This window comes from Helicobacter pylori, from assembly GCF_030323545.1.
GTDB lineage: Bacteria > Campylobacterota > Campylobacteria > Campylobacterales > Helicobacteraceae > Helicobacter > Helicobacter pylori_CO.
Map to the genome: position 1 here is coordinate 1,174,344 of NZ_CP122954.1, position 12,784 is coordinate 1,187,127.

Annotated in this window: 13 protein-coding genes; 5 read left to right on the top strand and 8 right to left on the bottom strand. The window is 38.7% G+C overall.

Going from position 1 to position 12,784, the window contains the following annotated elements:
• The first annotated feature begins 2 nt into the window (after nt 1-2).
• Genes QAP06_RS05590 through copP form a run of 4 tightly spaced genes read left to right on the top strand, consistent with a single transcriptional unit; the run spans nt 3 to nt 3,389 of the window.
• A complete protein-coding gene (locus QAP06_RS05590; RefSeq protein WP_286465346.1) occupies nt 3-263 on the top strand; it encodes a hypothetical protein in 261 nt (86 codons plus the stop codon).
• Complete coding sequence (gene pssA / locus QAP06_RS05595; protein ID WP_286465348.1) at nt 253-966, top strand: CDP-diacylglycerol--serine O-phosphatidyltransferase; 714 nt, start codon at nt 253-255, stop codon at nt 964-966. Before QAP06_RS05590 ends, pssA begins: the two co-directional genes overlap by 11 nt.
• Nucleotides 963-3,188: a copper-translocating P-type ATPase CopA gene (copA, locus tag QAP06_RS05600; protein WP_286465350.1), complete on the top strand. Its 2,226-nt coding sequence runs from the start codon at nt 963-965 to the stop codon at nt 3,186-3,188. Before pssA ends, copA begins: the two co-directional genes overlap by 4 nt.
• Entirely contained in the window at nt 3,189-3,389 is a 201-nt protein-coding gene (gene copP, locus QAP06_RS05605) for a copper-binding metallochaperone CopP (protein ID WP_000869069.1), read from the top strand.
• 158 nt (nt 3,390-3,547) lie between these two features.
• Here the strand turns inward: copP and QAP06_RS05610 are convergent, their stop codons facing one another.
• Complete coding sequence (locus QAP06_RS05610; protein ID WP_286465351.1) at nt 3,548-3,682, bottom strand: hypothetical protein; 135 nt, start codon at nt 3,680-3,682, stop codon at nt 3,548-3,550.
• A gap of 379 nt (nt 3,683-4,061) precedes the next feature.
• Nucleotides 4,062-5,378: a DL-carboxypeptidase Csd4 gene (gene csd4 / locus QAP06_RS05615; RefSeq protein WP_286465353.1), complete on the bottom strand. Its 1,317-nt coding sequence runs from the start codon at nt 5,376-5,378 to the stop codon at nt 4,062-4,064.
• A 135-nt stretch (nt 5,379-5,513) separates the two neighbouring features.
• Here csd4 and QAP06_RS05620 point away from each other — a divergent pair, with 135 nt between their 5' ends.
• Complete coding sequence (locus QAP06_RS05620) at nt 5,514-6,029, top strand: flagellar FLiS export co-chaperone (protein WP_286465357.1); 516 nt, start codon at nt 5,514-5,516, stop codon at nt 6,027-6,029.
• Nucleotides 6,030-6,032: 3 nt separating this feature from the next.
• On the opposite strand, the gene QAP06_RS05625 is transcribed toward QAP06_RS05620, so the two are convergent.
• From QAP06_RS05625 to pyrB, 6 genes are all read right to left on the bottom strand, one after another.
• Complete coding sequence (locus QAP06_RS05625; protein WP_050842103.1) at nt 6,033-7,028, bottom strand: HoxN/HupN/NixA family nickel/cobalt transporter; 996 nt, start codon at nt 7,026-7,028, stop codon at nt 6,033-6,035.
• A 124-nt stretch (nt 7,029-7,152) separates the two neighbouring features.
• On the bottom strand, nt 7,153-7,722 hold the full coding sequence (locus QAP06_RS05630) for a restriction endonuclease (RefSeq protein ID WP_286465360.1): 570 nt from the start codon (nt 7,720-7,722) through the stop codon (nt 7,153-7,155).
• 3 nt (nt 7,723-7,725) lie between these two features.
• Nucleotides 7,726-8,349, bottom strand: a complete 624-nt coding sequence (locus QAP06_RS05635; RefSeq protein WP_286465361.1) for a neuraminyllactose-binding hemagglutinin family protein — start codon at nt 8,347-8,349, stop codon at nt 7,726-7,728.
• Complete coding sequence (locus tag QAP06_RS05640) at nt 8,343-9,998, bottom strand: ABC transporter ATP-binding protein (RefSeq protein WP_286465363.1); 1,656 nt, start codon at nt 9,996-9,998, stop codon at nt 8,343-8,345. The genes QAP06_RS05635 and QAP06_RS05640 overlap by 7 nt, the downstream gene beginning before the upstream one ends.
• Before the next feature lie 91 nt (nt 9,999-10,089).
• Nucleotides 10,090-11,529, bottom strand: coding sequence for an outer membrane beta-barrel protein HofB (gene hofB, locus QAP06_RS05645; protein ID WP_286465365.1), 1,440 nt, complete (start codon nt 11,527-11,529; stop codon nt 10,090-10,092).
• Between the two features lie 293 nt (nt 11,530-11,822).
• A complete protein-coding gene (gene pyrB / locus QAP06_RS05650; RefSeq protein WP_286465367.1) occupies nt 11,823-12,746 on the bottom strand; it encodes an aspartate carbamoyltransferase in 924 nt (307 codons plus the stop codon).
• Between the last annotated feature and the right edge of the window lie 38 nt (nt 12,747-12,784).

The window sequence follows — 12,784 nt, forward strand, 5'->3', positions numbered from 1 at the left end:
GAGTGCGAGCTTACAAACAGATTTTTGATAAGGGTTTAAAGCCTTATGATAAACATTCTGTTTGTTTAAAGTTTTTTTTTAGATTTTGTTTTCTAAAAACTCATGCTTATCAACAGCGTTATAAAGCGTTTGCTCTAACGCTCTTTTTTTGTGAGTTTTTTAGCGCTTGTAAAATTTTTATTCCCATAATTGATTTTAAAATCGTTTTTATTCCTACTCTAAAACACCAAGCCAAGTTACAAAGAATCTCTAATGCCTATTAACCCTCTCTATCTTTTCCCTAATCTTTTTACCGCTAGCAGTATTTTTTTAGGCATGATGAGTATTTTTTACGCTTCCAGTTATCAATTTGTCATGGCGTGTTGGTTAGTGGTAGCGAGTCTTATTTTAGACGGACTTGATGGGCGTGTCGCAAGGCTTACCAACACCACTAGCAAGTTTGGTATAGAATTTGACTCCTTAGCTGATGTAATCGCTTTTGGGGTGGCCCCAAGCTTAATCACTTACTTTTATGTGGGGTATAACTTTGGGCGCATAGGCATGGCGGTGAGCGCGTTGTTTGTGATTTTTGGAGCGATACGATTGGCGCGATTCAATATCAGCACCAACACAAGCGACCCCTATTCTTTCATCGGTATCCCCATTCCTGCGGCGGCGGTATTGGTGGTGCTTTGTGTGTTGTTGGATAACAAATACCATTTTTTAGAAGGGAATACCGAAAAGTTATTTTTAAGCTTTATTGTCTTACTAGGGGTGCTTATGGTGAGCAATATCCGCTACCCTAATTTTAAAAAAGTCAAATGGAATCTCAAGCTTTTCATCTTAGTGTTGATTTTTTTATCGTTAGTGTTTGTGCGCCCTTTAGAGGCTTTAAGCGTGTTTATGGGGTTGTATTTGATTTATGGCATCATTCGGTGGCTCTTTTTAATGGTAAAAATTATTTTTAGTAAAAATAAGAGTGCATGAAAGAATCTTTTTACATAGAGGGAATGACTTGCACGGCGTGTTCTAGCGGGATTGAACGCTCTTTAGGGCGTAAAAGTTTTGTGAAAAAAATAGAAGTGAGCCTTTTAAATAAGAGCGCTAACGTTGAATTTAACGAAAACGAAACCAATTTAGACGAGATTTTTAAACTCATTGAAAAACTGGGTTATAGCCCTAAAAAAACTCTAGCAGAAGAAAAAAAAGAATTTTTTAGCCCTAATGTTAAATTAGCGTTGGCGGTTATTTTCACGCTTTTTGTGGTGTATCTTTCTATGGGAGCGATGCTTAGTCCTAGCCTTTTACCTGAAAGCTTGCTTACGATTAACAACCATAGTAATTTTTTAAACGCTTGCTTACAGCTTATAGGCACGCTCATTGTCATGCATTTAGGGAGGGATTTTTACATTCAGGGGTTTAAAGCCTTATGGCACAGACAACCCAACATGAGCAGCCTTATCGCCATAGGCACAAGCGCTGCCTTAATTTCAAGCTTGTGGCAATTGTATTTCGTTTATACAAGCCAGTGGTCTTATGGGCATTATTATTTTGAAAGCGTGTGCGTGATTTTAATGTTTGTGATGGTGGGCAAACGCATTGAAAATGTTTCTAAAGACAAAGCTTTAGACGCTATGCAAGCCTTGATGAAAAACGCCCCAAAAACCGCCCTTAAAATGCACAATAACCAACAGATTGAGGTTTTAGTGGATAGCATTGTGGTGGGGGATATTCTAAAGGTTCTCCCTGGAAGCGCGATTGCGGTGGATGGCGAAATCATAGAGGGCGAAGGGGAATTAGATGAGAGCATGTTAAGCGGCGAAGCGTTACCGGTTTATAAAAAAGTCGGCGATAAAGTCTTTTCAGGGACGCTCAATAGCAACACAAGTTTTTTAATGAAAGCCACGCAAAATAACAAAAACAGCACCTTGTCTCAAATTGTAGAAATGATCCATAACGCTCAAAGCTCAAAGGCAGAGATTTCTCGCTTAGCGGATAAGGTTTCAAGCGTGTTTGTGCCAAGCGTGATCGCTATCGCTATTTTAGCGTTTGTGGTGTGGCTCATCATCGCGCCTAAACCCGATTTTTGGTGGAATTTTGGAATCGCTTTAGAAGTGTTTGTATCGGTTTTAGTGATTTCTTGCCCTTGCGCCTTAGGATTGGCTACGCCTATGAGCATTTTAGTAGCGAACCAGAAAGCGAGTTCTTTAGGATTATTTTTTAAAGACGCTAAAAGTTTAGAAAAAGCAAGGCTAGTCAATACGATCGTTTTTGATAAAACCGGCACGCTCACTAACGGCAAACCTGTCGTTAAAAGCGTTCATTCTAAGATAGAATTATTAGAGTTATTGAGTTTAGCGGGCAGTATTGAAAAGAGCAGCGAACATGTCATTGCTAAAGGGGTTGTAGAATACGCAAAAGAGCGTAACGCCCCCTTAAAAGAAATGAGCGAGGTTAAAGTGAAAACGGGTTTTGGCATTAGCGCTAAAACAGATTATCAAGGCGCTAAAGAGATCATTAAAGTAGGTAACGGCGAGTTCTTTAACCCCATTAACACGCTAGAAATTAAAGAAAACGGGATTTTAGTGTTTGTGGGCAGAGCGATTAGTGAAAAAGAAGACGAGCTTTTAGGGGTGTTTGTTTTAGAAGATTTGCCCAAAAAAGGCGTGAAAGAACATATCGCTCAAATCAAAAGTTTAGGCATTAACACGCTTCTTTTAAGTGGGGACAATAGGGAAAATGTCAAAAAATGCGCGCTTGAATTAGGGATTGATGACTATATCAGCAACGCTAAGCCACAAGACAAGCTCAATAAGATTAAAGAGCTTAAAGAAAAAGGGCAGATCGTTATGATGGTGGGCGATGGCTTGAATGACGCTCCCAGTCTTGCGATGAGCGATGTGGCGGTGGTGATGGCTAAGGGGAGTGATGTGAGCGTGCAAACAGCGGATATTGTGAGCTTTAACAACGATATTAAATCGGTTTATAGCGCGATTAAATTAAGCCAGGCGACCATTAAAAATATCAAAGAAAATTTGTTTTGGGCTTTTTGTTATAATAGCGTGTTTATCCCTTTAGCTTGTGGGGTTCTTTATAAGGCTAATATCATGTTAAGCCCAACGATTGCGGGTTTAGCGATGAGCTTAAGCTCTGTGAGTGTGGTTTTAAACTCCCAAAGGCTAAGGAATTTTAAAATTAAGGATCATTGAATGAAAGTTACTTTTCAAGTGCCAAGCATTACTTGCAACCATTGCGTGGATAAAATTGAAAAATTTGTGGGCGAAATTGAAGGCGTGAGCTTTATTGATGCGAGCGTGGAAAAAAAGAGCGTGGTTGTGGAATTTGACGCTCCAGCGACACAGGATTTGATTAAGGAAGCCTTATTGGATGCGGGGCAAGAAGTGGTGTGATATAGAAGGTGGTTTGATATAAAATAAGCTAGAGACCGCAACATTCAAAAGGGTTGTTGTCTTTTAATATTCGGGTTTATTGGGGTGTTTTTACGCCTTTTTAATTGTGATTTATCATAACCATAAGAAGAGAAAGAAGTTATCGTATTTTCCTTTTCTCATTTCCATTTTTGATACAAACGAATCTGCTTGTTCAAGCCGCTAATCACACCACCAATCAAAGAAAGGGAGTCGCAAGATAAATGGCTTTTGAATGATGAGCGAATAAGTTCACAGATTTTAACAAACAACATGCATAGCTCCATCAGGTTTCATATTGTTGCCAACAAGGCATAAGCCTTGTATGCATTCAATAGGGACACGAATACGAGAGTTACCATCTTTTAAGTCATTGTCTAGTCGCTGTATTAAGCCATCCATACCCTTTTGGACCCTTTTGGATTATCTCATGCATTATTTCTAAAACACAATATTCCCTTGCTGAAAAAGAACAAGATGAATGCATGGCGTAAAGTCTATTGCTTATTTTGCTTAGCCTATTTGTTAAGTCAGGTAATGATAAATAAAGATTTCTAATGTCTGGCATCACTATCCTTTATTGGCGGCTATCATATTTTATCAGGCATTGCCTTAAAAAACACTATTAGATCTTTTGGCAAGGTTTATCTATCCCTACACAAATTTCACCAAGATCATCCCACTAAACGCATCATTTTTGTAAAATTCTATGCGATAGATCCTTTCTTGCTTGTCCAGTGAAAAGCGTTTTTGAAAATCTTTAAATCTAATCGTATAACCCGTTTCATTAGGCTTACTTTCATTAGAAACGCTAAAGCCAATCACATTCGCACGGATATTGTCCATAGCATGGATATAAAAACTCTCTTTCACTTCAACCACGCTCCCTATTTTAACCATTTGATCCTTATTGTCAATTTGCATTTTCACTTCTTCTAAAGAAGGATCAAACTCTATATAAAAGGGCGATAGTCGTGTCATGAGCTTGTTGCCGTATTTTAAAAACACTTCTTGTTTATTTTTGACTAGCCCCACAATGTAAGCGTTGCTCTCTATGGGGATTTGTAGGATTTTAGTGTTATTAGGTAAAGGGAAATGATTGAGTTTAGGGCGTAAGTTAAAAAGGGGCATTTTAGGCAAAGAGCCGATTTTTGCCCATAAGTTTTTATCATTGATTAGGGCATGCACGCTGTTAGGGTTAAGTTCAAAATCGCGCTTAAAAGGGATATTGAGTTGATTGAGTAAGCCCTCAATGGCTTGCAAATGGTAAAACACCCTTGACGCTAAAGGGAGCTCTTTGCTGGCTTCATTGGCAAAAGCACTCTTTTTTTGATTGATCGCATAAAAAGTTAGGGCTTTTTGCATTTCTGTATCGCCTTGTGCGGTGTGCGTGTTTTTTAAATGATACTCCTCAATGGGGTGCAATAAATGGGCGTTGATGCTCTCAATCGTATTGTTTGCAAAAGCAAGCAAGTTAGGGAATTTCGCCCCTTTAACCTCATCTTGATCAATAATAAAGCAATTCCCCCAACGATTAGGATTGAGCGTCGCATCAATATAAACAGGGCGGTAATACCCACCGCCATCATGCAAGTGCAAGACAGCGTCTATATTGGGTTTTGCAATCAAGGATTTGATTTCCTGGATAGTGGGGTATTCAGGGTCATTCTTGTCTAAAGCGGCAAATTTGCGGTTCATATCCCCATACAAGCCCCTATGATTTCTTAACATGGAAGGCTTATTCAATACGGGAACCACTTCCACCAAGCCTTTTAAAACGCTATAGTGCATTAAAAACAAATTAGTTGCATTAAACCCCCCAGGCTCATCGCCTTGAATCCCTGCTAAAAGCAACAAATGGGGGGCTTTGTCTCTGTCTTCTACATTTGTAGGGGCTTTTTCTATCGTTTCTATCGCATGCAAAAACACCCAAGAACACAAGCCCCACACCAAAAGCCATATTTTTTTCATCCCATCTCTCTACTATTTGAAACTAAAAGATCGCTAATTATACCTAAAAACCTTTTTAAGGGTGTTTTTTAAAGTTTCCATAAAAAAGGAACGAAAAATGCTTGTGAATGATCAATTCTATTTAAAAGGTTTTTTATGGATATTTTAAAAACTCTTCAAAAGCATTTGGGCGGTGTTGAAACAAGCGATTTTAAAACCAATGCGATAGAAAAATCCCAACAAATCGCTAAATTCAGTAGGGACATGAAAAATATAAACGAGAGCGTTGGAGCGTTACAAGTCTTGCAAATCGCTTGCAAAAAGCTTTTCAATAAGAGCATGGGTTTAGAAGATAAAGACGCTTTGCAAGCTTCTATCGTTAAACAGGAATTGCGAGAAATTGTAGAAAATTGCCAGTTTTTAGCCTCTCCTTTGTTTGACACTCAGCTCAACATTGCCATTAACGATGAAGTTTTTTCCATGATTGTGGATAATCCTTTGAATTTATTGGAAAATGTGGGCGGGTTTCAAGCTTATTTGGAAGAAAAATTAAACGAAATTAAGGAATTATTAGGCTATTTGAGTGAAAGCCTTTCAAACCCTAAAGCCTTTATGCCAAGTTTTTCAAATAAAAGCCTTAAAGATTTGTTAAGCGATGATTTGAGGGCTTAAAATCTAGCCCTCTAATTTAGAAAACTTGATTTTCCATAAAAAGAATGAGCCTAAAAACGCTATCACGAATAAGCCCACCAAGTAATAGCCTAAGTCTGTAAATTCCAGGCTTTGTAGGGTGCTTAAAAGGCGGTTTTCAAATTTTAAATGGAGTTTCTCGCTAACGACTTGAAAAAGCTCAATCAACCCGATAAAAAGCGCGATAAACACGCTTAAGGCTGTAATAGAAATATTGTAATAGATTTTTCTTAAAGGGGTTTTGAACGCCCAATCATACGCCTTGAGCATGAACGCCCCATCTAAAGTGTCAAACAAACTCATGCCAGCAGCAAAAAGAATGGGTAAAGAGAGCATGCCCACAACACTCACTTTAATCGCGCTGCTAGAGAGGGCCAAAAGCGCGATTTCACTAGCGGTATCAAAGCCTAGCCCAAAAAGAAAACCCACAGGATAAATATGCCACGACTTGGAAACGAAATTAAACAAGGGCTTAAAAAAGCGATTGAGTAAGCCCCTACTCGTTAAAAGCCGTTCAATCTCTTCATTTTGTTGCTGGCTCAGGCTTTCATTAGAATGCGATTTTTTAAATATTTTTAATAAATCCAAGAGAATAATCGCATTCAATAGCCCTATAATGAGCAAGAAAAGCCCAGAAACTAAAGTCCCCACTACCCCCCCTATTTCTTCTAGCATCGGCGTGTGCTCTTTAGCCCAAGCGATCGCAAACGCGCTGATGATGGTCATTAAAATCACCACGCTTGAATGCCCCATAGAAAAGTAAAACCCCACACCATAGGCGTTTTTGCCTTGTTGGGTGAGCTTTCTAATGGTGTTGTCTATGCAAGCGATGTGATCCGCATCAAAGGCGTGCTTTGCCCCTAGCATGTAAGCCATAGACGCCGCCGCATAAAACGAAGCGTTATTAGCCATAAAGAGCAACGCTAAACCTAATGCATGCAAGAACACAATCGCTAAAAAATAAGGAAACCACAATTTCACAGCGTGCCTTTTTGTAAAAATAATATTATTTAGATAATTGTAATATATTTTGTTAAATTAGAAAATTTTAAGACTTGTTTTTTGATTATTTTCTGCAAATTGCTCTAAAAAATTTTTAACCAGATTAGTTTTTCCCACCCAAAAACCTGACCCATTCGTCTCTATCAATCAAAAGCACTCCGTTAGCTTGAGCCAGTTTTTGAGCGGCTTGCGTGAAATAGCTATTGGTGATCACGCAAGCTTTTTCGCAAGCGTAGTAAGCTTTAGAAGAGACCACCTCTTGAATGGCTTTGGGCGAAACTTTATGCGAGTAGCGTTTGGCTTGAACCGCCCACTTGATGCCGTCTTTTTCTATAATCAAATCCGCTCCATAATCGCCGCTTTTTTGCGTGATGCTCACTTCAAAACCCTTTGAAGTGAAAAAGATTTTGGAATATTCTTCAAATTCAAAGCCGTTCATGGCGTCTATTTTTTGTAAGGTGCGTTTGAGTTGACGCTTCTTATACGAAGAAATAACGCCTTGAAAAAGCACTAACATTGAAAAAACGCCAAGAATTGCTAACAATTTTAAAAGCAAATCATTAGCTGATGTTACTAATTTCAATTCTAGGGCTTTTTCCAATAAAACATGCCACGCCAAATAAATCCCTACCGAAAACAAAATGACAAAAATAAACAATGCAATCTTTTTCATGCTTTAAAGCCACTCTGCATTTTCTATAGCGTTCAAACGCTTTTCTAAACCCTCCATAAGAGAATAGTAAGCCTTATTAAGGGCTTTGATTAAAGCGTTATGATAGGTTTTGTCTTCTTGGGAAAAAAGAGAGGGGTTATCGCCCAAACGATTAGCGTAATAAACAGGCACGCTGAAAGCGGTGGGGATTAAAAGGGTGTCAAACGGGCAAGCGGTTTGCGGGACGCATTCTAAAATCAAGCTCGCTTGAAGGTTTAAAAAACGCATGACGGATTTTGGGTCAGCGTTAGGCTCAATCGTCTTTTTAAGCCTTTCTTTAATGGTTTTTAAATTTTTAGGACTCTCTTCAAAAGAAAAAAAAACATTGCCTGAAACATTGAGAGTGAAACCCTTTTTATCTTTTAAAAAATAAGCGATTTGTTGGGTGATCGCTTTTTTAAATTCTTTTTGGTAAAAGGGCGGCACAAAACGGGCGTTAAAAAAGATTTTAGGGGGGGTTAAAGTGGAAGCGGTTTTTAAAGCGCTATTTTTGGGGTAATCTTTATATTTCAAATGGAGCGTTGTTTTGTTGAAAAACTGACACCCTAGTAAAACAAAAACAACACCAACGCTTAAAACCCTTAGCATTCTATCAGACGCCCATGCTCTAATTTCACATGCTTAGTGGCTAATTTTAGCGTGCTTGGGTTGTGCGAGATGAGAATGATCAAACGATTTTGTTTCAATTCTAAAATGCTTTGTTTAACGCTCTCTTCTGTGTTATTGTCCAAAGCGGAAGTGGCCTCATCAAAGATTAAAACTTGAGCGTCTTTATACAAAGCTCTTGCAATGGCGATTCTTTGGCGTTGGCCGCCGCTAAGATTGGTGCCAAATTCATCTAAAACACTCTCTATCCCATGAGGCATTTTTTCCACAAAATCTAAGGCTTGAGCTTTTTTTAAGCATTCTTTGATTTTGACCTCATCAATTTCTAAACCATACGCCACATTTTCAGCCACGCTCCCGTTGAAAATAAACACCCTTTGAGTGACAACGCTAATCTTTTCTCTCAAGGATTTTTGAGTGATGCTCTCTATTTTTTGATCATTAATGAAAATTTCGCCCTGGCTTGGCTCATAAAGGCGTAAGATCAGATTCACTAATGAGCTTTTACCGCTCCCGCTTTCGCCTTTTAAAGCGATGATTTCATTTTGTTGGAATTTCAAACTAATATCGCTTAAAACATAGTGCTCTTGATTATCTAGTGCATAAGCCAGCCATACCTTTTTAAATTCTATGGTGTGTATAGCGTCATCTAGCGTTAATTCCCCATCAACAATAGCCGGCTCTCTTTCTAAAATCTCATGGATCCTGTCGCTAGCGACAAAGGCTTCTTGAAAATTAGAAACGATCCTAGTCAAGCGTTTGATCGGCGTATAGAGCATAAAAAGGGCCGTGATGAAAGAAAAAAACGCCCCCACGCTAATATGGCCCCTAATCACTTCATTCCCCCCTAAATAAATCACTAGCGCTATAGCGATTGAGCCTAAAAACTCCATTAAAGGCGAAGAAATTTCAGCCACGGCGATGTTTTTGATGCCGATTTTAAAAAACGCTTCATTTTCTTTCACAAAAGCCTTATGCTCTAATTTTTCGCCATTAGAGATTTTAATCGCTTCCACATTGTTAAAGACTTCACTCAAACGAGCGGTGATTTTGGCGTTACTCTCTTGATGGGATTTAGCGAGTTTTTTAACCTTACGAATGATTTTACTGATAGGAATGGCGGCTAGTGGCATGATCACTAGCCCCACTAACGCTAATTTAGGGCTTTGATAAACCACCACCCCCACTAACCCAACGATCGTTAGCCCCTCTCTTATGCTCTCTGAAAGGTAATTGGACAAACTCGCTCTGATCAAACCTATATCATTGGTGATTCTTGCGATCAATTCGCCCTTTTTCGTCCTGTTAAAAAAATCCATTTCCATTTTGAGAAGGCTTTCTAGCATAGTGTTGCGTATTTTTTTGACAATATCAAGCCCGATAAAGTTAGTGAAATAAGTGCCTAAATACATGCCCCCACTCTTACCCAAATACGCCAAAATCACTAAAAAAGGCAGGATTTTGAGCATTTGAGTGTCTTTATTGATAAAAATTTCATCTAAAGTGGGCTTGACTAAATAAGTCCCCCAAGCCGTGCTTAAAGCCACCACTAAAGAAGAAAATAAAACCACTATAAAACTTTTATAATGCTCTTTAAGATATTTAGAATAACGCCTGAAAAAGAGTTTCAAATGTTTAACCTTATGGATTTGATTAAACTCGTATTATAGTGTTTTTATTAAGGGATTTTTAACGCTTTAATAAACAGCTTAAAGCGATTAATTAGAATTTAGCGCTAAGAGTTGTCATCAAATGGCTCCTGTCTGAATAAAGCGCTTTAGAGCCAGGCGTGGGCTTATAACTCCCTACCATAAAGCCTGCATGCGTCATCACGCCCAAATATTCTAATTTCACGCTCGCTGTCAAACTCTTACTGATCTTATAGCCCACATTAACAGCCGCACTCGCTTCATTAGCTAAAGTGCCGCTAGTCCAACGCCATAAAGTCCCCCACAGCCACTTTTTATGCACGCCCCCACCAAAAACCCAACCAGAGACGGCATCAGCGGTTACCACATGGCTTAAGGCTTGTCCTATATCATAAACGCTATTGGTCCAAAAATCAATGCCTAAAGGATTTCCTGTCGTGCCGATGTAAGCGTTTGCGTTTTTCCACACTTTATAAAACGCTCCTCCAAAATTAAATTCATTGTAATCAAATCGTTGCCTAATGAGCAAGCTTTGCCCGGCGGTGCCTGCTTTTATAGCGTAACGATAAGTATCCCTTTTTAAGGGGGCATGGACAGGGAGCAAAATATAAGCTTTTGTTTCTGATCTAAAGCCCACGCCATTAAAATTAGGGTTACTATCATAGCCTACAACCACTCCAGGGCTATAATAAGTCCCGGGCGAAAATTGGAAAAAAGGGCTAACACTAACCCCTTTTCTTTCATAAGTGTAATTCACTAAATGGATACCATAATTCAAAGTGCGCCCGTTTTTAATCACGGTTCTTGGAGAATAGAAATCATAAATCCATTGCCCATAAGCGAACGCCCTACCCCATGAGCTAAACCACCATAATTTATGGATCCCTTCATTTTTATCCTTGACTTTAGCGCTGATTTCAAAACCTTGCGTGTAAGAGCTCATGTAAGGAGCGCTAGATTGGTAACGCCCTCCTTTAGCTAAAAAAATATCCTTATAGCGGTATTCTAAAAAAGCGTTATTCATCACATAATTACGGCGGATTTTATTGGCCCTAGCATTCCCACACGCTATAGAATCAATCACCTTGCCATCCGACCCAAGCGCGCACTCATGGATACTCGTGCCATCCAGCAAGGCTCTTTTACCCCCTAAATAGCCATCCCAATAACCGATGTAATTATAAATAACCGATCCGCCTTGATTGAATTTCGTGCTATCATAAGCGACCCCACCGATTGTTCCGCCAATTTTTCCCTCTAAAACATGCCCTTGATCTTTAAGGTCTTTGGATAAAAAATCCGCATAGATATTGCCCTGCCCTACAGCGGTTACAAAGGTTTCTGTAGGATAAATCCCCCTAGCTATATCAATCTTTTTTTTATTAAAGCCAACTTTAGAAAAGGACTCCGCTAAAACTTCAATTTTATAATCAAACGCTTGCAAAGAAGTGCTTAAACTTAAAACATATAACCCACAAAAAACTTTATTCTTTAAAGGCGTGCTATTTTTCATTTTTTTCCTTTTAATAGCCAATACATCTTAAAGACTACAATTCTTAACTGATCTAAAAACAAAGAAGCGTAATCAAGCTATTTATTTACTTTTAATTAACTCAACTATTTTAGATTATAACGAAATTTTTTTAGTTTCATAATAAAATGAGATAAAGTAAATCAAAACTTAATCAAATTGGGGTTTTTGTGCCGTTTTATAACCAAACCCATTTTTTTAATGTGAAAGTTCTCATACAAAAGTTCTCATATTGATTTTAAAAAATGCCAAAAAGCATTTTTTAAGTTTGATGCTTAATTTAATAGCAAAAACTCCAACACCGCCATGCGCATCGCCACGCCGTTTTTGACTTGCTCTAAAACTTTAGATCGCTTATCTTCTAACACTGCACTTTCTATATCAATGTCCCTATGCACCGGGCCTGGGTGTAAAATAATGACCTCTTTATTTTTAGCGTGAGTCTCTAGGCGTTTTTGAGTAATGCAATAAGCGTTGCCATAATCTTTCAAGCTCGCAAAAATGGGCGCGTTGTGCCGTTCGGTTTGGGTCCTCAAACTCATTAAAATGTCTGCAAATTCTATCGCTTCTTCAATGTTGTGCGTCGTTTTTAAAGAAACGCTAGGGAGCATGGAGCTTGGAGCGCACAGCATGATCTCAAGCCCTAGCCTTTGGAGCAATTTAATGTTGCTATTAGCCACTCTTGAATTTTTCACATCGCCTATGAAAGCGATTTTTTTCCCTTTTAAATTTTCTAAACCGCCAAAATGCTGATAAAGGGTGAGCAAGTCCAATAACGCTTGGGTAGGATGAGCGCTTACGCCGCTTCCTGCATTAATCAAGGGGCATTGTGAAAATTCGGCTAATTTAAAAGGCGCGCTTGAAAAAGCATGCCGTGTGATGATAGCATCAGGCTGCATGGCATGGATATTTTTAAAAGTGTCTATTAGAGTTTCACCCTTTGAAGCGGAGCTTGTTTGCATGTTTAATTTCACGATTTTTGCCCCCAATCTCAAGCTTGCGATTTCAAAACTAGAAACCGTTCTGGTGGAATTTTCAAAAAATAAAGCCACGATGATTTTATTTTGCATTTTTTCTTTTGTTTCTAAAGACACGGCGTTAAAATCGTTCGCATAAACGCTCGCTTTTTTTAATAAAAGCTTGATTTCATCTAGGCTTAAATCGCTGGTTTGGAGCAAGTGTCGGCATTTTTTTGGCATAAAACCCCCTTTTGGTTATAATATGGGTTTTATTTTAT